This window comes from Butyrivibrio hungatei (assembly GCF_001858005.1).
Lineage (GTDB): Bacteria > Bacillota > Clostridia > Lachnospirales > Lachnospiraceae > Butyrivibrio > Butyrivibrio hungatei.
Genome location: NZ_CP017831.1, coordinates 579652 through 602685 on the forward strand (window position 1 = coordinate 579652; position 23034 = coordinate 602685).

The 23034-nt window shown below is 42.3% G+C and carries 18 protein-coding genes; all 18 read left to right on the forward strand.

Annotated elements, in window-relative coordinates; genetic code table 11:
* The first annotated feature begins 40 nt into the window (after positions 1 to 40).
* The 18 genes from bhn_RS03095 to bhn_RS03180 all read left to right on the forward strand — a co-directional run bounded on the left by bhn_RS03095 (position 41) and on the right by bhn_RS03180 (position 23013).
* Positions 41 to 1123, forward strand: a complete 1083-nt coding sequence (locus bhn_RS03095) for a hypothetical protein (protein ID WP_193399763.1) — start codon at positions 41 to 43, stop codon at positions 1121 to 1123.
* A gap of 15 nt (positions 1124 to 1138) precedes the next feature.
* Complete coding sequence (locus bhn_RS03100; RefSeq protein ID WP_071175325.1) at positions 1139 to 2110, forward strand: SGNH/GDSL hydrolase family protein; 972 nt, start codon at positions 1139 to 1141, stop codon at positions 2108 to 2110.
* Positions 2111 to 2115: 5 nt separating this feature from the next.
* Positions 2116 to 2499, forward strand: a complete 384-nt coding sequence (locus bhn_RS03105) for a transporter (protein WP_071175326.1) — start codon at positions 2116 to 2118, stop codon at positions 2497 to 2499.
* Complete coding sequence (locus tag bhn_RS03110) at positions 2496 to 2840, forward strand: DMT family transporter (protein ID WP_071175327.1); 345 nt, start codon at positions 2496 to 2498, stop codon at positions 2838 to 2840. The genes bhn_RS03105 and bhn_RS03110 overlap by 4 nt, the downstream gene beginning before the upstream one ends.
* 3 nt (positions 2841 to 2843) lie before the next feature.
* Positions 2844 to 4367, forward strand: coding sequence for a hypothetical protein (locus bhn_RS03115; RefSeq protein ID WP_071175328.1), 1524 nt, complete (start codon positions 2844 to 2846; stop codon positions 4365 to 4367).
* 33 nt (positions 4368 to 4400) lie between these two features.
* Positions 4401 to 5906: a hypothetical protein gene (locus bhn_RS03120; RefSeq protein WP_071175329.1), complete on the forward strand. Its 1506-nt coding sequence runs from the start codon at positions 4401 to 4403 to the stop codon at positions 5904 to 5906.
* 125 nt (positions 5907 to 6031) lie between these two features.
* The gene (locus tag bhn_RS03125) at positions 6032 to 9673 is read left to right on the forward strand and encodes a glycoside hydrolase family 25 protein (RefSeq protein ID WP_071175330.1); all 3642 of its coding nucleotides are present in this window, start codon (positions 6032 to 6034) and stop codon (positions 9671 to 9673) included.
* Between the two features lie 21 nt (positions 9674 to 9694).
* Entirely contained in the window at positions 9695 to 11146 is a 1452-nt protein-coding gene (locus bhn_RS03130; protein WP_071175331.1) for a hypothetical protein, read from the forward strand.
* Between the two features lie 32 nt (positions 11147 to 11178).
* Entirely contained in the window at positions 11179 to 12264 is a 1086-nt protein-coding gene (gene rfbB / locus bhn_RS03135; RefSeq protein ID WP_071175332.1) for a dTDP-glucose 4,6-dehydratase, read from the forward strand.
* Positions 12265 to 12285: 21 nt separating this feature from the next.
* Entirely contained in the window at positions 12286 to 13155 is an 870-nt protein-coding gene (gene rfbA / locus bhn_RS03140; RefSeq protein ID WP_071175333.1) for a glucose-1-phosphate thymidylyltransferase RfbA, read from the forward strand.
* A gap of 34 nt (positions 13156 to 13189) precedes the next feature.
* Positions 13190 to 13672 (forward strand): hypothetical protein, encoded by a 483-nt coding sequence (locus bhn_RS03145; protein WP_071175334.1) that lies wholly within the window; start codon positions 13190 to 13192, stop codon positions 13670 to 13672.
* Between the two features lie 27 nt (positions 13673 to 13699).
* Positions 13700 to 14245: a dTDP-4-dehydrorhamnose 3,5-epimerase gene (gene rfbC / locus bhn_RS03150; protein ID WP_071175335.1), complete on the forward strand. Its 546-nt coding sequence runs from the start codon at positions 13700 to 13702 to the stop codon at positions 14243 to 14245.
* Positions 14242 to 15243 carry an ABC transporter permease gene (locus bhn_RS03155; protein WP_236845958.1) on the forward strand — a complete coding sequence of 334 codons (1002 nt, stop codon included), beginning with the start codon at positions 14242 to 14244 and terminating at the stop codon, positions 15241 to 15243. Before rfbC ends, bhn_RS03155 begins: the two co-directional genes overlap by 4 nt.
* Positions 15244 to 15316: 73 nt before the next feature.
* The gene (locus bhn_RS03160) at positions 15317 to 16642 is read left to right on the forward strand and encodes an ABC transporter ATP-binding protein (RefSeq protein ID WP_071175336.1); all 1326 of its coding nucleotides are present in this window, start codon (positions 15317 to 15319) and stop codon (positions 16640 to 16642) included.
* Positions 16643 to 16661: 19 nt separating this feature from the next.
* Positions 16662 to 17909, forward strand: a complete 1248-nt coding sequence (locus bhn_RS03165) for a class I SAM-dependent methyltransferase (protein ID WP_071175337.1) — start codon at positions 16662 to 16664, stop codon at positions 17907 to 17909.
* Positions 17885 to 18820 (forward strand): hypothetical protein, encoded by a 936-nt coding sequence (locus bhn_RS03170; RefSeq protein ID WP_071175338.1) that lies wholly within the window; start codon positions 17885 to 17887, stop codon positions 18818 to 18820. The genes bhn_RS03165 and bhn_RS03170 overlap by 25 nt, the downstream gene beginning before the upstream one ends.
* A gap of 11 nt (positions 18821 to 18831) precedes the next feature.
* Positions 18832 to 20943: a glycosyltransferase family 2 protein gene (locus tag bhn_RS03175; protein WP_071175339.1), complete on the forward strand. Its 2112-nt coding sequence runs from the start codon at positions 18832 to 18834 to the stop codon at positions 20941 to 20943.
* Positions 20944 to 20958: 15 nt separating this feature from the next.
* Entirely contained in the window at positions 20959 to 23013 is a 2055-nt protein-coding gene (locus bhn_RS03180; RefSeq protein ID WP_071175340.1) for a glycosyltransferase family 2 protein, read from the forward strand.
* The last annotated feature ends 21 nt before the right edge of the window (positions 23014 to 23034 follow it).

Genomic DNA, 23034 nt, shown 5'->3' on the forward strand with positions numbered 1-23034 from the left:
TACAAAGAGATTTGTGGATAAAAAGATGAAAGAAAACAAAATGGAAAAGAAAAACAGAACATATAGAAATCTGTTCATACTGTTCGTTGCAGGGATGCTCACAATTGCTGTGGTGTTTGCAGGCACCATCATTTACGTGGATCCATTCTTCCACTATCACGCGCCTCTTAAAGGCTTTCCTTATGTGGTGGATAATCAGCTGAGCCAGAATCCGGGCATGGCAAGGAACATGTGCTATGAGGGCTGCATTATTGGATCTTCTATGACAGTTAATTTTGATACAGATGATTTCAAAGAGCTTCTAGGCACAGAGACTGTGAAGCTTAGCTACAGCGGCGCATATCCAAAGGATGACTACAATATCCTGTCTATCGTCTTTGATGAAAGTAGCTACGCAAGGCAGAACTGCCCTGTTAAAAAAGTCTTTTTTGCCATGGACATTCCAACCATGACGGCAGACCTGGAGACTACCAAGTATCCGCTTCCTGAGTACCTGTACGACGCAAACATTGTAAATGATGTAAAGTATGTCCTTAATAAAGACGTGCTCTTTCAGTACATCATGCGTCCTGTGGTCCAGGGGAAGGGCTCTGACCTTTCAGAGATCTACTTTAGCTGGTGGACTCCGGATTATTACAACATTCAGTGGGTTATGCACACTTATGAAGAACCTGAGAAGGTAGAAAAAGAACTGGGGGCAGAGGAACTGATCCCTCAGACTGAGGAAAATCTCAAGGTGAACATCCTTCCTTTCGTGGAGGCACATCCTGATACGGAGTTTTATTTCTTTTTCCCACCTTATAGTATTCTCTATTGGCACAACGTTATGCAGGAGAATACCTTTGAGGCTACCTTAAAGCAGTATCAGTACGTTGCTGACAGGCTCCTGCCCTATGACAATGTGCACCTGTTCTATTTCCAGGATATGGAGGAGACGTTAGACCTCAATAACTATGCGGACTATTCACATTATAAGCCCGAAATCAATAGATTTATGGTAGAATGCTTTAAGGATGGAAATTACGAAATTCATTCATCCGAAGAGATGGCAAAAGAGCTTTCGAAGATGCGCCAGATGATAGATGGCTTCGATTATAACGAGCTCTTTTCTAAAGAATGGTAAAGGCGGAAATTAACTATGGATAACGAAGAAAAGTTTACTATACCTAAATGGGTTCATATTACAGCAATTTCAGTGATCGCGCTGGTCCTTATATTCTCAATCTACAAGCTTGTCAGATGGAACATGGGAACAGCCAAGACTGAGGGTGTTACAGGAGAGAGCTACGAGGTTGAGGTTCTTGACCAGATATTCCTTCTTCCAGATGAAAAGAAGGCTGGACATGAGGATGACGGTGTTGAGACAATTCTTTTCCTTGGAAATGATGCTATTACTTATGACGTTGGAGATACAGGTGTTGTTAAGCAGATTGGTTCAAAGCTTGGAGGAGCAAACGTGATAAATGCTGGCTTCCCTGGTTCAACAGTTGCTCTTAAGAACGCAGATTACAGCGATGACTACGTTCTTGATACATACAGCTTCTATAATGTTGCTAAGTGCATCGTAAATGAGGACTTTACACCACTTAAGGATAAGACTGGAAGTTTTGAAGACAGTCAGTACATCTTAAGTTCTGAAGCTCTTGAGGAGACTGATTTTAGCAAGGTTGATACACTGGTTATCTATTACAATGCTCAGGATTATCTCAATCTCAGAGTTGGTATGAATCCAGATAATGACAGCGACCCTGTTACATTTAGCGGAGCGCTCAAGGCTGGAATTCAAATGATCCAGGAGAAGTACCCATACATAAGGATCGTATGTATGTCTTTTCCTATGTGTTATGCCTATGACAGCACAGGAAGCCTTGTAAGCGGCGACAGATATGACTTTGGAAACGGCAAGCTCACAACATACCTTCAGTTTATGATCGATGTATCAGGAGCAACAGGTGTGTCCTTTATTGATAACTACTACGGAACGATCCATGAGGACAACAGCTCCACATGGCTACTTGATAACATTCACGTAAACGCTGAATGTAACGCCCACATCGCAGAGCATTTCGTGAGCGCAATCTATCCTTCAAACGGAAACGAGGAGAACTGATCTTAATGAAAAAGAAAATACGAGTTGTAGACTTACTGCTCCTTCAGAGCGCAGTTGTGATCTACTCACTTTCAACAGTTGCGGCAAATCTTGCCTCCAAGCATGAATTTTTATCCTTCGGATACATCGCCTTTTTTGGCCTTGAGTTCGTGATCCTTGGAATTTATGCCATCGTTTGGCAGCAGATGATCAAGAAATTCCAGCTTTCAGTTGCTTACGCCAACAAAGCTCTGACCCTCATGTGGTCTATGCTCTGGAATTTCCTTATTTTCAGCCAGGGTATCACACCATTTAAGGTTGTGGGCGTACTCCTAGTAGTAGCCGGAGTTATCGTTATGAATTCTGGTGCTATTGCAGAAAAAGAGCCTGAGAAGGAGGAAGAGAAATGATCAATATTTACTTCCTTCTGATGATACTTGCTGAAATCATCGCATCATCATCACAGATGCTCCTTAAGCTCAGCGCAACCAAGAAGTACCCTAACTTTATCAGAGAGTACTTAAATGCACTTGTTATTGGTGGATACTGCCTCCTTGTAGTATCAATGGCTATCTCGATCTTTTGCTATGACGGCCTTGGATACATGGGCGTAGTAGTAATGGAACCGATTGGATACATTATAGTAATGTTCATGTCCAGAGTTTTCTTCAAGGAGAAGTTTACTCTTCGCAAATTTATAGGAATGGTGCTGATTCTTTCAGGTATAGTTGTATTCTACGCATTGGGATAAATTATGAAAAAAGATAGGTTGACCGAATATATAGCGGCGGTACTACTTGCAGCTTCAATAGTATCGCTGGTGTTTGTCTTTGCAAATGCCAATATAAGCCACTACACAGCCAGGATGGAGTCTGATATCGCATCAGAAACATTGCTGGCTACAGTGCTTTATGAGAATAATTTCATTCAGCCAGATTCCTGGTACGCATCAACAGCCATCAGACTTATATCCACACCTAACCTTGCGGCATTTATTTATCCACTTGTAGGGTGTGACGCAAACCTTGCAATGGGCATTTCCTGTACGGCTATGATGGTGATCATGTTGGTGGTTATGGGACTTTACTGCAAACAGACGGGCTTTCCTGTTCTTGCAGCTCTTTCATCCATCCTGCTGGTCCTTGCGTTTACCAAGCCATCTGATGAATGGCAGAGGATGATCTTTGTCTATGCATCCTACTACGTAAGTCACATTATTACGCTTTTTATGATCCTGATGCTCTATAACAGGGCAGTTCGCAAACAGAAAGTGGAGCTCTGGGTATTTGCTTTGTCCATGCTGGTTGCGGTAGTGAACGGCCTTCAGGGCATGCACGGATGCCTCTTTATATATTTCCCGCTTTTGGGACTTGAAATTGTTAAAAGAGTTATCTTCAGGATCCAGACCAGGAAGCTTGACAGAAAGCGCATCTTTGCATGGGTGGTGCTGATGACTGCAGTATCTATCATTGCATCCAAGCTCACATCATCAAACAACATTGGCGCCAGCAGGAATATCAGAAATGCCCTTCCTAAATTCAGGGATGAGGTGTGGCCTAGCATAGTTGATATGGTAGCTCTTGATAATTACGGGACTCTTAGAGTTGTTATCATAATTGCTGCTATTCTTGGATATTTGATGGCTCTAGGCAAACTCTTTGGAAGGGAAAAAGAGGACAGTGTAAGATTTTCAGTACTTCTTTTCCCGGCAGGATTTGTGGTATGCCTTCTTCTTACAACATTTACTACAGTTGAAGTTGCAGGCAGATATTTCCTAATGCTCCTATTTACTATCGCAGTTGGAAATGCTCTTTTTATCATGAACGTGAAGAATAAGAGCATCAAAGTCTTTGTGGTATTTATTGCGATCTTTGGTATCTTGCAGGCATCGGGATTTAATAATGAGCTTGTGGCACATGATGATTCTGAGCATCTTGATGTATATAAGGTCGCAGCCTGGATGAATGAAAAAGGCTACGAGTATGGCTACAGCTCTTTTGACCACGCAAACTGTATAACCGTTATGGGTAACAATACTGCTAAAGTCAGAGCAGTCAACAACATGAAGGACATGAACGGCTGCAAGTGGCTTACTGATGTCACCTGGTATCCTCCTGTTAAATCAGAAGAAGGACCTACCTGCTATGTGGTTACGGATTATCTTGCTCAGGACTTTAATGAATTCATGGATAGAGTAGAGCCAGAGGTGCTTGAAACAGCGCAGGTTGGCGTTTATACCATATATGTACTTGATCATGACTACACAGTGTGGGAATGAGCAGGTATTAACACGTAATGAGAGGAAAGATGAATGAATAAGACAGTAACCAAAATACTGAATATCGTGCTGATCCTTGTAATGATCGGGGCCCTTGCGTCTCCGCTTATAGGAACAGCGTTTACATATCCAAGTGAGGATGATTTTTCCTATGAATCAGGCGGATCTGCCGGAGCTGCGGAGTTTGGCTCATCACTTATTGGCTCACTTTACAAGGTGACAGTTATCTACAAGATGCAGCAGGGCTGCTATACAGCGATGTTCCTTGATCATTTCATAAGGCCATACTCAAGATTTGGTCTTCCGGGATTTCACATTGCGATCATTGGCTACATGGTTCTTTTCATCTGGGCTACATGGCTTGTGTTTTCAGCTCTTTCCAGGAAAAATAAGACTGTGAGCTATTGCGCCATGGCAGCAGCTATGCTCAGTACCTTTACAATGACAGGTTCTGTCCATGACACCAAGCTCTTTTACTGGTACACAGCAGTTGTTGGCTATACTTTGATGTTCACCTTTTCTATGTTCGCGTTATATTTCAGCGTTCTTTCAGTGCAGGAAACTGATAACAGGAAGGTGAATCTTTTCCTTGTTTTATCTGCTATCTTTGCATTCCTTGGAAGCGGCGGATCACTTGTTATCACTTCACCAACCTGTTCATTTTTGCTGGCCGTTGTCATTGTTTCTTTTGACAGGGTAAAAGAGAAAAAGAAACTCCTGATACCTTTTGTATTTGCCATGATCGGTGCCCTTGTGAACGTTGCTGCACCTGGAAATTATCAGAGAGCCAGTGCAGATCTGAAGGAAGGTCACACAACAGTGTTTGATGCTTTTAGAGATGCTTTTGTTTTCTATCTTAGCGAGATGAAAAAAGTCTTTGATCCAATATTTATCGCTGTTATACTTGCTGTGCTCCTGATCGGAGTTCTTTATAAGGTAAGAGTACGTGAAAATGGCATCAGCAATAGACTTATGGGAATCATATTTGGCGGAGTTGTTTTGATCCAGTACTTTACAGTATTCCCTGCGGCATACGGATATCATACCAATGAGCTTAGTACCCACGTAACAGGAATGTACGACATTATCGCACGATTCACATTTATTTTCCTAGGACTGTGCATAAGTCAATGGCTTGGTGAGACAGTTGTGGATAAGCTCACCGGAAAAGTAAGCATTGGTGGAAAAGTAGATGCAGATCATGTTGTAAAATACGCGCTTGGTGCTTTGACAGCGCTGGCACTTTTACTTGCGCTTGTTTTACCTTCTGCTCATGCAATTGTGAAGGATAGCTTTACAGCTAGAACTTTTAGGGATTTTAAGAACGGAAGATTTGCTGATGTATACCGCATCAGAGAGTATGAGCTTACAACCTTTGAGCTTGCAGAGGAGGGCACTGATTGCATCATCTATATCCCTTGGGATGTGGAGTGTGAGTCTCTTCCAGGACTTGGTATTGGCTCAGATTCAGAATGGTTCACCAATGTGAGCGCCGCTCACCTGTTCAATCTTCATACCACAACGGTATTGATGCCTTGATTTTTGCCCATTGTTGACAATGATGGTAAAATGTACCTCAGATGTAGTGTGACATTTTGGGGAATGACTACATCTGGATATATTAGTTAGAGAGTTTTAAGTTTTTTTATTTTTGGGAGTAAAGTATGAAAAGAAGTACAAAAAAAGGTTTAGGCCTTTTTGGTAAGAAATCACGTACCAAGAGACACGACGAGAGAATTGATTTTGACGAGCAGTATGATCAGTACGAGGATGATTACGAAGATTACGATCCTGAGTACGATGATGATTATGATGATCGTGAATATGAAGATGACGATTATGACAGGGATGATGATCGCGAGTATGAAGATGACTACGACGATTATGATCGCAGGGATGATCGCGACTACGAGGATGAAGACTATGATGATGTAGAGCGCGACGACTACGAAGATGACGATTATGACAAAGAAGAGAATCGTTACGAAGACGAAGAGGAAGAAGATCGTTACGAGGACGAACCAGAGGACGATGATCGTTACGAAGATGATGTAGATGACCGCGAGTATAACGGAATTCCAGACGATGAGTACGACCGTGAGTATGAAGACGAGTACTACGAGGATGAGGAAGACTACGATCGCGATGATGATCATTACGACGAAGACGACTACGATAGAGATGACCGCGGTTATGAGGATGATGATCGTTATGATGACGAGTATGACCGTGATGATCGCTACGATGATGAATATGACCGTGATGATAGTTATGATGACGAGTATGATCGTGATGACCGTTATGACGATGATGAGGATGATGATTACGCTCCAGTAAGAGGACGTAGAGATAGAAACCGTGGCGAAAGAGATCGCAGAGATAGAGGCAACAGAAGAGATCGTTCCAGAGGCCGCAGAGAATCTGGCGCAGCAATCTTTTTTGCTGGTGCTTTAGAAAAGATCAAGAATACATCTGCAGTAGAAAGAATTGCGGCAGCAGTATTTCTTTTCCTTATTGCTGGTGCAGTTGCTACTGGCATATTCTACAAGGCAGCCAGTACCAAGAATGAGCAGATCAGCTCTTTTGCAGATGTAGGAACAACTCTTGGCGAGGTAGAAGTTGTAGGCGAGAGCGGACTTCTTGCTATGGCTGACGCTGAGAAGGCTAAGTCTATGACAGCTCAGATGATCGAAGAAGAGGAAGAAGAGGAAGAAATCGCTGATGACGCTAAGGGCGTAACAGTTCAGATGACTCTTACTTCTATTAAGAGCGACATTAAGATCAAGTTCATCAACTCAGAGACCAAGAAGCTTGTTGGAAATGTTCATTTCGAAGTTTCTGTAAAGTGCCCGGACGGAAGCACTGTGACTTATGATGACCACGATAAGGACGGAATCATCTACAAGAAGGATATCAAGGCCGGCAAGTACACAGTTACTCCAATGGCTCTTTCTGATGAGTATTCAACATACACACTTGATTCCTCAAGTAAGACTATCACTGTAAAAGACACAGTTGAGATGAAGGCAGTCGATGTCAGCAACGAGGTTAAGAAGGAATCTCAGGTCAACGCTGCTAAGGAAGATACTCAGGTTAAGACTGAGGTCGAGTCTCAGCTTAAGGATACAGTTGAGTGGGTTGAGAGTACAAAGACTCCTATCGGTGAAGCTTCTGATGGACAGTACAGCTATGATGAGATTAAGAAAGAGGATATCACTCCTCCAGGAACTACAGCTAAGTTAACTGCTGGAAGCTTCATGAGAATGGCTGGTAGAAGGGGGCCAGATACTACCCCTAAAACTGATAATAATGACCAACCCTCTACTTCAGAAGGAGGAGATGATAATAAGACTTCTACAGGTGCTAATGGTTCACAGAACCAGGAGGGGGCTGGCGATAATGGTGGAAACGGCAACAACTCTGGAGATGACGGAAAAGGTAATGATTCTGGCAATGGTGGAAACGGCAATGATTCTGGAGAGGGCGGCGGAAGCACAACTCCTAAGGAAAAGACACAGATTGTAGCAAGTGTTGATAAATCTGATCTTAAGGTTGGTGAAACAGCTACTATTAGTATTACAACTGGACCAAGCTCAGTTACATGCACTTCAAACGACAACAGTGTTGCAACAGTAGATGGTAAGACAATTACTGCTAAAGGAAAAGGTTCAGCTAAGATTAAGATTAGCGGTGGTGATGATTATAAGGATGCTGAGGTTACAGTAAATGTAAGCGAAGTGCCTAATAAAGACATGACTGTTTCAGCAGATAAAACTAGCATCAAAGTTGGAGAAACGGCAAATATTACAGTTACAGGCCCTTCTAATCCAAAGCTTGAGATTGTTGAAGGGGCAGGAAATGCTGAACTTTCAAACAAGGTAGTAAAGGGTAAAGCAAAAGGTACTGTAAAGATCAAAGTAACTGCAGATTCAGAGCATTATAATCCTGCTGAGATCACTATTACAGTACAGGATGCAGATAAGAAGAATTTCGAGACTTCTGCAAAAGAGATCACTGTTAAGGAAAAAGAGTCTGTAGATATTGCGTCAGCTCTTTCTCTTAAGAATGCACCATCAGATATTAAGTACACATCATCTGATGCTGGCATCGCTAAGGTTGAAGATAACAAGAAAGTTACTGGTGTAACACCTGGAAAGAGTACAACAATTACACTTACAGCTAATGGATATAATGATTATCCTGTAACAGTTAATGTCGTAGGCAAAGATACAGTTCCTGTATCCTTCAATAAGGCAACTGTTGTTGAAGGCCAGAACCTTAAGATCACAGCGAATAATAACGTTAAGATCACTAAGGTTGTTTCAAGTGATACTAATAAAGTAACAGTTAATGGCGACACAATTACTGGTAAGGCAGCAGGTGATGTAACTCTTACAGTTTCAGCTGATGGTTACACAGATGCCAAGATTGAAGTAAAGGTAGTGGGCAAGGGAACAGTCCTTAAGGATAAGAGTGGAAACACTGTTTACGTTAAGGATGGCGATAAGTATAGAGAAGCTACTTATCAGGATTACTACGATGGAAACAAGAAGTTCTATACAAGAAAAGCTGCTACAGCCTTCAAGTACACAGGTTGGCAGACACTTGATGGCAAGACTTATTTCTACGACAAGAACGGTGACAGAGTTAAGGGCGAGCAGGTAATCCAGGGCGCTAAGTACACATTTGATAGCGACGGTGCACTTGTTAAGTCACCTGGTGCAATGGGTATCGATGTCAGCAAGTGGAACGGAAACATTGACTGGAACGCAGTTAAGAATTCGGGTGTTAACTTTGTTATCATCAGATGTGGATATAGAGGTTCTTCAGAGGGAACACTTATCGAGGATCCTAAGTTCAGAGCAAACATCAAGGGAGCTCAGGCAGCAGGACTTAGAGTTGGTGTGTACTTCTTTACTCAGGCGGTAAATGAGGTTGAGGCTGTCGAAGAGGCTTCAATGGTTATCAGCCTTTGCAAGGGATACAGCCTTTCATTCCCTGTATACCTTGACGTTGAGGGAAGTAACGGTCGTGGTGACAGGATCAGTGCTGAGCAGAGAACTGCTAACATAAAGGCATTCTGCGGAACTATCAAGAATGCAGGCTACCAGGTTGGCGTTTACGCAAACAAGACCTGGTTCACAAGCAAGATCAACACTTCACAGATCACAGGTTACAAGATCTGGCTTGCACAGTACGCTTCACAGGTTACATACACAGGTTCAAGATATGACATGTGGCAGTACACTTCAAAGGGCAAAGTAACAGGTATCTCAGGAAACGTTGACATGAATATCTGCTACTAAGCTTTGTTAGAAAGATATTAGATGGACAAGAAACGTTTTAAGATCATTTCAATAATAATACCGTTTGTGTTTTACATAGGTATGGCGATTATCGATGGAACGGTGTGGTGTGTGGATTCTGCAAGCTACACCTCCATGGATTTCTCAAGAGAACCGGTTTATCCACTGTTTCTTTTGGGAATCAGAAAGTTCTTTGAACTTTTTGATTTCGCCGGAACTATGTACGGACAGCCTTCTTATCTGTTCTGCGTTGTGATCATCCAGAGCTTATTGTGGGTTTACACCGCAGCAAGGCTTGGAATCTACATGTATGACTACACGCTGGAACAGAGATACTCAAGGCAGAGAGCGACTATTGTAGGCTTTATGGGACTCTTTTCCCAGATGGCAGTTGCAATCCTCAACAGATTTGTGGCAAACAGAGGCTCCATGTACTCTGAATGCATCATGACAGAAGCTCTTGCAATGCCGCTGTTTGTGCTGTTTAGCATAAGGCTCTTTGAACTTTTTAGGAACTACTCAGCGATGAATATGTTGGCGGTATTTCTTTTGAGTGTCTTGATTTCAAGCATCAGGAAGCAGATGCTCATTACAATCCTGATCATGGGCGCAGTGTCACTGATCATTCATCTTATTGTTAAAAGAACTAGAGACCCCAGAAGGCTCCTTTCTATAGTCATCATGGGAATCCTTGCGGTCATCAGTATTGGCGTCATCGATAGAAGTTACAACTACGCTGTAAGAGGCAAGTTTGCTGAGCACGTAGGTAATAGCAAGGGAACTCTTTGCACGGTTCTTTATACTGCAGAAGCTGAGGACGTCCACATCTACGACAAGTATGAAGACTCTCAGGAATTTCCGGAGCTTGGAAGCCTGTACACCCGCATCTATGATGAATGCGTGGCAAAAGAGCTGACGATTTCCTACGCTCCTTCTCAGAACTTTGATTCTACCTGGCTTGAAATGACAAGCCACTACGCAGAAGGCTATGACATAATAGGCTTTGATATTGTGATCCCGTATTGCCAGCAATATGTATCCGAGAAATTTCCTGAACTTTCAGGACCGGAGTTTGACATAAAGGAAAATGAAGTTGAAGCAGTTCTTGCAAAAGAGCTTCTTTTAAAGGATATAAAGGGGATATTTACCGGTAAGTCGCCTGAGTTTTTGTACGTTCTGGTGGCAAATGTGGCAAAGGCACTTGTGATATCTGTGGCAAATAATCGCCCTGCGATCCTTGTTAAGGTTTCTATATTTATTTATCTCTTTTATCTGATTCTTTTTAGCGTAAGGTTGATAATGAAGAAGGATGAAAAGAGCAGAGAGCTGTGCCTGTTTGCACTTATCGTATTCATGGGAATACTGATAAACTCTGTGGTTACAGGCTCTATGATATTCCCACAGCCGCGCTATATGTGCTATGGAATGGGACTCTTCTACTTGACGATTGGTTGTGGTATACTATACCAGTAAATTTTTCAAATAATTAGAAATGAGGCAAAAAAATGAGAACTTATCTTGTAACTGGAGGAGCTGGTTTCATTGGTTCCAACTACATACACTATATGTTTAAGAAATATGATAACGAGATCAGGATCATCAACGTTGACGTGCTTACATATGCCGGCAATCTTGAGAACCTTAAGGATGTGGAGAACAGAGATAACTACACATTCATAAGAGCTGACATCTGTGATAGAGATGCCATAAATAAGATCTTTGAGGAAAATGATATCGACAGAGTAGTTCATTTTGCTGCAGAGAGCCACGTTGACAGATCAATCGTTAATCCAGAGGTCTTTGTACAGACTAACGTTCTTGGTACAGCTACAATGCTCAATGCTGCCAAGAAGGCATGGGAGCTTCCTGACGGAACATTCAAGGAAGGCAAGAAGTTCCTTCACGTTTCTACAGACGAAGTATATGGTTCACTTGATGATGATCCAAATGCTTTCTTCTATGAGACAACTCCATATTCACCACACAGCCCATATTCAGCAAGTAAGGCTAGCTCAGATATGCTCGTAAAGGCATATATGGATACATACAAGTTCCCAGCTAACATTACTAACTGCTCAAATAACTATGGACCTTACCAGTTCCCAGAGAAGCTTATTCCTCTTATCATCAACAACGCTCTTGCAGGCAAGGATCTTCCTGTATACGGCGATGGTAAGAACGTACGTGACTGGCTCTATGTAGAGGATCACGCCAAGGCTATCGACATGGTTCAGGAAAAGGGACGTCTCTTTGAGACATACAACGTTGGCGGTCACAATGAGAAGCAGAACATCGAGATCGTTAAGACAATCATTGATACTCTTAAGGAAGTTCTTGATGACTCTGATCCTAGAAAGGCACACCTTTCTTATGACCTTATCAAGTACGTAAGTGACAGAAAAGGTCACGACAGACGTTACGCTATCGCTCCAGACAAGATCAAGGCTGAGATTGGCTGGGAGCCAGAGACAATGTTTGCTGAAGGTATCAAGAAGACAATCAAATGGTACTTCGACAACATGGACTGGATGCAGAACGTAACAAGCGGTGATTACGAGAAATACTACGAAAAGATGTATTCTAACAAATAATAGAACCCAAGGAGAAATAAAATGAAGGGTATAATTTTAGCTGGTGGTTCAGGCACCAGACTTTATCCACTTACTAGGGCAATGTCTAAGCAGATGATGCCTGTATATGATAAGCCAATGATCTACTATCCACTTTCAACTTTGATGCTGGCTGGCATCAGAGAAGTGCTTATCATTTCTACACCACGTGATCTTCCTATGTTTGAGGAACTCTTTGGTGATGGATCACAGCTTGGAATGCACTTTGAATATGCTGTTCAGGAACAGCCTAGAGGACTTGCTGATGCATTCATTATCGGCGCTAAGTTCATTGGCAGTGATTCTGTTGCCCTTGTTCTTGGAGACAATATTTTCTATGGACAGAGCTTTTCTAAGCTTCTTAGAGAAGTTGCATCCAGAGAAAAGGGAGCTACTATCTTTGGTTACTACGTAAGAGATCCTAGAGCTTACGGCGTTGTTGAGTTCGATGAGAACGGCAAAGCTATCAGTATCGAAGAGAAGCCTGAGCATCCAAAGTCTAACTATGCAGTACCTGGACTTTATTTCTATGACAATCAGGTTGTTGATATTGCTGCAAACGTTAAGCCTTCAGCAAGAGGCGAGATCGAGATCACAAGTATCAATAACGAATATTTAAGCCGCGGCGAGCTTCGCGTAGAAACTATGGGAAGAGGCTTTGCATGGCTTGATACAGGCAATCACGATTCTCTTCTTGATGCATCTGATTTCGTATGTGCATTCCAGAAGAGACAGGGACTCTACATTTCATGCATTGAAGAGATTGCTTATAAGCGTGGATTCATCGACAAGGAGCAGTTGCTCAAGCTTGCCGAGCCACTTATGAAAACAGACTATGGTAAATATCTGGTTGAGGTCGCTAACGGGCTGTGAACACCTGGCGAGGTTTTGATAACGGGAGGAGAACGTGGATAAAAGAGTTTTCCGAATGGCAATACTTACCATCATAAGTGCCTTTATTTTGGTACTTGTCATTGTCTATGCTACTAACACCCAGAAGATCAACGAGCTTTTTGGCTGGGGATCCAAGGAAAGTGATGAAGCTGAGACCGCTGCATCCTACTATAGTGGTGAGCAGGTTTACGGACAGCAGATCGGTAGCAATCTAGACGGTTTTTTAAGCGATGAAGATTTTTTTGATGAGACAGAGAAGATACCTTCTGTTGTTGTGATCAAAAAAAGTTCAGGCTCTGCTGAAGAGAGTTCAGAAGCTTCAAGCCTTGGCAGTTCAGTTAGTGATGATGAGCTTCCTGGAATGGCAGTTGTAGGCGAGCTTCAGAATCCTGGAGGATATGTTCCGGGAATGGGTGGCTCTTTTGACAGCAGTCTATATGAATACAATGGTGTTATGCCAACTGCGCCTATTGAGGGCACACCAGTTGGGCAGTAATGCTATAGAAATATTAGGAGATATAAAATGGGAAAGATAACTGTTGAAACATGTGAGATAGAAGGACTTAAAGTTATTACACCAAAGGTTTTTGGCGATGCCAGAGGCTATTTCATGGAGACATACAACAAGAACGACTTTGTAGAGGCTGGAATTGATGTTGAGTTCGTACAGGACAATCAGTCAGCTAGTAAGCAGGGCGTACTTAGAGGCCTTCATTTCCAGAAGAACTTTCCACAGGACAAGCTTGTACGTTGCATAAACGGTGAAGTATTTGATGTAGCTGTTGACCTTAGAAAAGGTTCAAAGACTTATGGAAAGTGGTTTGGCGTTAGACTTTCTGCTGAAAATAAAAAGCAGTTCTTTATCCCTAAGGGATTTGCTCATGGCTTCTATGTAATTTCTGAGTATGCTGAGTTTGCATACAAGTGCTCAGATTTCTATCATCCAGAAGACGAGGGTGGTCTTAAGTGGGACGATCCTGATATTGGAGTAGAGTGGCCACTTGTAGAAGGCGCTGAGCTCAACCTTTCCGAGAGGGATACCAAGTGGGGAGGATTTAAGGAGTTTTGATACAGGGATTGAGAAAACTTCCCAAGCGAGTAGGCTTGGGCATTTTCTATGTAATGGCGTTTATTTTGGCGCTATTACTTATTATGCACACAAACCAGCTTGCAGACCCGCATACAGAGATGCTCAAGAAGATATGTGGATGTATCTTGATCGGCATCAGTTGTATACTGGTCTTCTTTTGGTATGACAGATTATTAGTGCTTCCAGTTGAGCTTTTTCATTCTAGAAAGCTCATCAAGAGGCTTTCACTTAACGATTTCAAGAAAAGATATGCTGGTTCATACATGGGAATCGTGTGGGCCCTTGCTCAGCCTGTAGTTACAGTTGCTATGTACTACATCGTTTTTGACAGAATCTTCCAGTCAAGAGCGCAGTCAGTTTCAGGCGGAATCGAGGTTCCTTACGTTCTCTTTTTGACGGCAGGTCTTGTTCCATGGTTCTTTTTCACAGAAGCTCTTACCAATGGAACAACTTCACTTCTAGAGTACAACTACCTTGTTAAAAAGGTTCTTTTCAAGATAAGCATACTTCCTATCATCAAGATCATCGCAGCTATGTTCATTCACGTGTTCTTTATCTGCGTGCTTCTTGTGATCGCATGTGTGTATGGTTACTATCCAAATGTCTATTGGATCCAGCTTATTTATTATGTGGGCTGTGAATTTATTTTGGTATTGTCTATAAGCTATGCTACTTGCGCAATCGTAGTATTCTTTAGAGATCTTCTTCAGATTATCAATATCGGACTTCAGCTGTTCCAGTGGTTTACACCTATTCTTTGGAACATTAACATTGTGCCTGATAAATATAAGTGGATCATCAAGCTTAACCCTATGGCATATATCGTTGAGGGTTACAGAAATGCAATATACGGCGATACATGGTTCTTTGAACACTTCTACTCATCAACCTATTTCTGGTTGTTTGTAGTGGGTGTATTCTGCGTAGGAACGCTTATCTTCAAGAGGTCCAAGCCTCACTTTGCAGACGTGTTGTGATACTAGGGATGTAGGATTGCGAGAACGAAGTGGAGCAATCCGTAGTATCATGAGAATAATATAAGGAATTAACATGGAAAAAGACGTAGCTATTGAGGTAAAACACCTCACTAAACTATATAAGCTCTACGACAAGCCTATGGACAGGCTCAAGGATTCCCTTGGACTTTCTGGTAAAAAGAAGTACAAGGAACACCTTGCTCTTAACGACGTTAACCTTACTGTCCACAAGGGCGAAACTGTCGGAATCATCGGAACTAACGGCTCTGGTAAGTCAACTATCCTCAAGATCATCACAGGAGTTTTATCTCCAACAGAGGGTGAGGTTAATGTTGATGGCCATATCTCAGCTCTTTTGGAACTGGGTGCAGGCTTTAACATGGAGTACAACGGAATTGACAACATCTACTTAAACGGTATGATGATTGGTTTTTCTGAGGAAGAGATCAAAAAGAGGATGGATGCGATCCTTGAATTTGCTGATATCGGAGACTATGTATATCAGCCAGTCAAGACTTATTCAAGTGGTATGTTTGTCCGTCTTGCTTTTGCGGTTGCTATCAACATTGATCCTGAGATTCTTATCGTTGATGAGGCCCTTTCTGTAGGTGACGTATTCTTTCAGGCTAAGTGCTATCACAAGTTTGAAGAGTTCAAGAAGAGAGGCAAGACTATCCTCTTTGTATCACATGATCTTTCCAGTATTAGCAAGTACTGCGATAGAGCAGTTCTTTTAAATCAGGGTGTGCTCCTTGGCGAGGGAACACCAAAGAAGATGATCGATATCTACAAGCAGGTTCTGGTGGGACAGTATCCACTTCCTATGGGCGAAGGTGAGAATCTTCTTGACGATGATCAGATCCGTCAGGCTGCAGCAGATGCAGACAAAAAAGCTGATGACAAAATAAAGAAAGACGATAGTGCAAAGAAAACTGCCGCTGAGAATCCAGATACATTGGAGTACGGCGACGGCGCAGCTACTATTACAAACTATTTTGTCACAGATAACACAGGAAAAGAGACTAACTCTATCATCAAGGGTACTGACTTTACAGTACACATGAGAGTTAAGTTTAATAGAGATGTTGCAGCTCCTATCTTTGCCCTTACCTTCAAGAACATCATGGGCATTGAAATTACAGGAACCAACTCAATGGTTGAAAAGGCTTTTCTGGAGCCGGTTAAGGCTGGCGAAGAGAAGGACGTCACCTTTACGCAGAATATGTCACTTCAGGGCGGAGAGTATCTTCTTAGCTTTGGAGTAACAGGTTTTGAACAAAATGATTTTACCGTGTATCACAGACTCTATGATGCACTTAATGTATCAGTAGTATCAGACAAGAACACAGTTGGCTACTATGACATGAATTCTAAATGTGTTGTTACTGATGTTAAATAACTCGTAAGGAACGAGCAATATGCAAGAAAACGTTAAAATTGGTAATGTTACCCTTAATTTCAAACACTACTCAGGGGTTGATCTCTACAGCGATGGTGCTATAGAGAACGACCTTCTTGAGATTGTAAAAAAATACAAAAAGGAAGAGTATCAGAAGGTTATCGAGGAGAGGGCAAACTGGCCTATTCTCTACCATCTTTCTGAGCAGAGGTCTAATATCGTTGAGTGGATCCCTATGGATAAAAACGCTAAGGTATTAGAGGTTGGCTCTGGATGTGGTGCTATCACAGGTATGCTCTCCAAGAAGGCTGGCGAAGTAATTGCCTGCGATCTTTCAAGGAGACGTTCTGAGATCAATGCCACCAGAAATCAGGAGTGCGACAACGTAACTATCCACGTTGGTAACTTCAGGGATATTGAGCCGGATCTTCCCAGAGATTTTGACTATATCTTCTTGATCGGTGTATTTGAGTACGGTCAAGGCTATATTGGAACTGACAATCCTTACGAGAAGTTCCTTAGGATGCTTCAGAGACATCTTAAAAAGGGCGGAAGGATCGTAATTGCTATTGAGAACCGCCTTGGACTTAAGTATTTTGCCGGATGTGCTGAGGATCACCTTGGAAGCTACTTTACAGGTATTGAGGGATACTCACCAGACAGCGTTGCCAAGACTTTTACCAGAAATGGACTTATCAACATCTTCAAGAAATGTGGCATGAATGAGTACCATTTCTATTATCCATATCCTGACTACAAGCTTATGACACTTCTTCATTCAGATGATTATCTGCCTAAGTTTGGAGAACTTCAGGACAATGTTCGTAACTTTGACAGGGATAGATTAGTTCTTTTCAATGAGAAAAGAGCTTACGAGGACCTCTCAAAGGACGGCCTCTATCCAGAGTTTGCCAATTCCTTTGAAGTTATCCTTGGACCTGGCTTTGATACTATCTACAGTAAATACAGCAATGACAGAGTTTCTGAGTTCAAGATCAGAACTGATATTGCTATCGATAAAGCTGGCAGAAAGGTTATCAAAAAGTTCCCTCTTACAGAGGAAGCAAGAGAGCACGTATTTGGTATCAGAGATGCTTATCTTGGCCTTGTTGAGAAGTATAGAGGCGGAGACCTTGAGATTAACGACTGTCAGATAAATGAACAGGAAGGCTGCGCTATTTTTTCTTTGTTAATGGCGTACCGCTGGCTTCACTCCTTGATCAGTGTATTGATAGAGATGACATGGAGGCATTTGAAGCTCTTTTGAACGAATATCTCAAGCGTATCAGGTACAAGGAAGACTATCCTGTATCAGATTATGACTTGATATTCTCTAATATTATGGTTAATGGTCCTATTTGGACTATAATAGATTATGAGTGGACCTATGGTAAGTGTATACCTGCCAAGGAGTCCATGTGGAGAGCACTTTACTGCTACAGATTAGAGGATAGGAAAAGAGAAAAGTTTGATCCTAAGCCTCTTTTTGGCAAACTTGGTATTACAGAAAAAGAGATCCAGGTTCTCCTTGATGAGGAGTACGCCTTCCAGAAGTATGTAACTGGAAACCGCAAGTCAATGGTAGAGCTTTGGAAAGATATAGGCAGAAAGGTGATCGTTCCTAAGGAGATCACAGCTACTGCCAGCGCTGCAAGGCCTGATGACCAGATCCAGATCTATCTTGATAATGGCGAGGGTTACTCTGAGGATGAGTCAATGTTCCCAGAGGAGCAGTACGATGACAAGAACACAGTAACTCTGGATATCAGAGTTGATGATACCTGCAACACAGTCAGGATCGATCCTGCTTTTGCGCCATGTATGGTCACTATCCTGAACGCTACATGGAACAGCCTGAATATCTCAGAGGGTGGTGCAGATGTAAGTATTAATCCAGTAAATGGTGAGTGGATCTCAGATGATTCCATAATCTTTAATTCTGATGATCCTAACATTGAGTTTTCACTTACAAGTGACAGGCTCGGTGTTAAGAAAAAGAACCACCTTGTAGTTAAGCTTTTGATGACTCTTATTCCTAAAAATGCTGCAGATGCAGTGATCAGTTCACTTCCTGAACCGGAGGTTTCTGCTCCAAAGGAAAAGAATATTATCAAAAAGCTTGGAGAAAAAATAAGCCAGAAACGCGAAGCACGATACTATAAAGATGATGAGGAGTAATTGTTAGGGGAATGCTGAAGGACTTAGCCAAGAAAACTCTTGCGACAAGGAGAAAAACTAAATACAACAGAGTAGTAAAAGCCAAGTCTTCTGCTTATGATAAGTGGCAGCGCCAGGGTGAAAAAGAGCCTGTGATCAAGGCTGAAGCTCCTGTGTACTACGAGGAGAATGAAGACGGCACTTTGGTACCTTACAAGAAGCCTGAGCCAGAGGTTAAGGTTGTGCCTTATGCCAAGGTTTGGGAGGTTTCTGATACCAAGAACGATGAGAATGTCGTTTACGTTTTTGTCAGCCCTAAGGGCAGACTTACCAAAAGAGCTACTGAAGTTATAAAACAGTATTTTGTAGCTCACCCTGAGCATGAAATTGTTTATGGTGATGAGGACGAGATCGGCAAAGGTGGAAAATATATTCATCCATTCTTTAAGCCTGACTGGTCCCCTGATTCATATTTAAACGCTTTCTATATTGGCAGCTTTTTTGCCTGCAGGGCAACGACCATGCATGCTGCTGCATCTGAGTACGACAACGCAGTCAGAATGCTTGGCGGAACATCCAACAAAAAGAATTCACCAGAGCAGGTGGGACTTGAAGCATCTCTTTTATCTGCAGATGTATTGTTCTGCATGCTTGCTATACATGTGAGAGCTTTTGCCAAGAGAACCGGCATGGAGCTTCCTATTGGACATATCAGAGAAGTATTATTCCACAGAAACTCTGAGCAGGATGTCTTTTACGGAAGAACATTCCACAATTCCAAGCATATGCTCTTAAGACCAGCTACTGTCAGCATAATCATTCCTTCCAAGGATCATCCTGAAGTGCTGCAGCAGTGTCTTAATTCGATCGTAAATACAACTGGTGGTGACAACATCAAATACGACATTGTCATCATTGATAATGGTAGTTCAGCTGCTAACAGAGTTAAGTATGGTGTTTATTGCAGCCGTGCCGAGAGAAAGAACGGACTTACCAAGATAAATTACATTTACAAATCTCAGGAGTTTAACTTCTCCGCTATGTGTAACCAGGGCGCTAGAGCCTGCAGCGGTGAGTATCTCCTGTTCCTTAACGATGATATTGAGGCGGTAAAAGAGGGATGGCTTCGCGAGATGCTGTCTCAGGCTCAGCTTGGCCATGTGGGCTGCGTAGGAACCAAGCTTATTTATCCTGACACAGACCTTATTCAGCATTGCGGAATTGCCAATGTTAGACGTGGTCCTGTGCATAAGCTTCAGAAGATGCACGATGGCAAGAGCCACTACTTTGGATACAACAGAGGTGTCCACAATTTCATCGGTGTAACGGCTGCTTGTCTCATGATCAGCAGAAAGAAGTTTAACGATATAGGAGGCTTCCCTGAGGAACTTAAGGTTGCCTTTAATGATGTGGATTTCTGCTATACAGTAATGGAAAAGGGCTACTATAACGTATGTTGCAACCATGTTTATCTATATCATCATGAGTCTCTTACAAGAGGTCTTGATAACCTTGATCCAAAGAAGATGGAGAGACTTGCAGTTGAGGGTGACACTCTTATGAAGAGGCATGCGCACCTTTATAACTTTGATCCATTCTATAGTCCACACCTTACAGAGGATGAGACGATCTCAGCTATTATTCCACGTGAGGATTACACTGCTGTGGAGGATATTCCTTATGCCAGAGTTTCAGTTCACGAACATGGTATCAGGGGAGCAAGGGAAGATCAGTGTCTTAGAATTGGATGCGAGTACAATGGCAGCCTTCGCAACTGGCTGTACGGAGTAACTGCAGAAGGGTACGATGATGGCTACTATCTCAAGGGATACAGCTTTGTCATTGGATCTGATAATGCAATTTATGAAAAGAGATTGCTCCTTCGTCTTGTGGAAAGACATGAGGATGGAGCAGGCCCTGTGGAGCCTAAGGTATTTAGCGTGCCAACTTATGTATGGTACAGACCGGATATCAAGGTTCGTCTTCAGGATCAGGTAAATGTAGACTTAACTGGTTACAAAGTTAAGATCAAGAAGGGCGACTTAGTTCCAGGCTACTACCAGATTGGTATGTTAGCGGTTGATAAAACAAGCCACTTAAAGCTTGTAAACTGGGTTCCTAACATTCTTAATGTGAAAAAGTGATTTAAGAGGTTATAAATGAGCGAGTTGGATTATAAGTCAGCTTATGAAAAAGAAAAACTAAAGAGTGCAGAGCTTGCTGGTAGGATAGCTGAACTTGAGGATAAAAACCAGGAATTAGAGTTTAAGCTTAATAGGATTAAAAACAATCCTATCTGGAAAGCCAGCACTCCAGCACGTAACACAATGCACTGGGTTATCAGACAGAGAGACAGGATCAGGAATCAAGGATCTCTGAGAGGGGTTATTGCCAAGATCAAGTACAAGCAGATTGAAAAGAAGGCAATGACTCACTATGGAACAGAGTCTTTTCCTAGTGAAGAGACTAGAAAAGAGCAGGAAGAGGCAGTATTTGAGAAGATGCCTCTTATTTCAATCTTAGTTCCTCTTTACAATACTCCTGAGAAGTTCCTTAGAGATATGATAGAGTCTGTTCTTGCACAGACTTACGGCAATTGGCAGCTTTGTCTTGCTGATGGATCTGATGAAGCTCATATTTCTGAAGTATCTAGGATTGTAGAAGAGTACCAGAAGGATGCGAAGGCTCTTTTACCTGATGGAAAGTGCAAGATTGCTTACAAGAAGCTTGAAAGGAATGAGGGAATTGCAGGAAATACCAACCATTGCCTTGAACTTGCAGAAGGTGAGTATCTGGGACTTTTCGATCACGATGATATTCTTCATCCAGAAGTATTATACTGGTATGTCAAAGCTATAAATGAAGAAAATGCAGATTATATCTACTGTGATGAGACAACCTTTAAGGGCGACGACATCAATAAGATGATAACCATGCACTTCAAACCGGATTATGCTATCGATAATCTGAGAGCCAACAACTACATCTGCCACTTTAGTGTCTTTAAGAGAACTCTTCTTGATGGAACAGAGCTCTTTAGAACTAAGTTTGATGGAAGCCAGGACCATGACATGATCCTTAGACTTACTGATAGAGCAGAGCACATCGTACACATTCCAAAGCTTTTGTATTACTGGAGATCTCATGCTGCATCTGTTGCATCTGACATAAGTGCCAAGCCTTACGCTATTGAGGCTGCAAAGGGCGCTGTGGCAGATCATTTGAGGCGCCATGGATATGACCACTTCAAGATCACCAGTACAAGGGCATTTGAGACTATCTTTAAGATCACCTATGAAGTTCAGGGAAGTCCTAAAGTCAGCATCGTAATTCCTAACTGCGAGCACGCAGAGGATCTTAAGAGATGCATCACTTCAATCTATGAGAAGTCTGTATATGACAACTACGAGATCATTGTTGTAGAAAATGGCAGCACTGGTTCTGAGATAAAGGGCTACTACGAGGAGCTTAGAACAGGTAATCTCAAGGATGTTGTCAAGGTTGTTGATTATTATGAGAATGGTCAGCACCTTACAGCAGATGGCAAGAAGCCACCATTTAACTATTCAGCAGTTGTGAACTACGGCGTTTCAAAATCTGACGGCGAGTATGTAGTTCTTTTGAACAATGATACACAGGTTATTACTGTTAACTGGATCGAGGAGCTTCTTATGTATGCTCAGAGACAGGATGTGGGAGCAGTTGGAGCTAAGCTCTATTTCCCAGACAGAAAGATCCAGCACGCAGGTGTAGTACTTAAACTTGGAGCACATAGAACAGCAGGCCATTCTCACTACGGCCAGGCAGGTATGAATCTTGGATATATGGGCAGACTTTGCTACGCTCAGGATGTGAGCGCAGTTACAGGGGCTTGTCTTATGGTTAGCCGCGCTAAATACGACGAAGTTGGAGGCTTTGCAGAAGACTTCCAGGTTAGTCTTAATGATGTGGACTTTTGCCTTAAACTCAGAGAAAAAGGATATCTCAATGTATTTACTCCTTTTGCTGAGCTTTATCACTATGAATCTCTTTCAAGGGGCCTTGATCTTGAGGGTGAGAATGCAAAGAGATATGAGGCAGAGTCAGAGCATTTCCGCACCAAATGGAAAAAAGTTCTCGATAAAGGCGACCCGTACTACAACCCTAATTTCTCCCTCGACAGGAGTGATTACAGCCTTAACGTAGAGGGTTATTCAAGTCTTAGAACTCAGTAAAAACCTGATGCATAGGTTTTT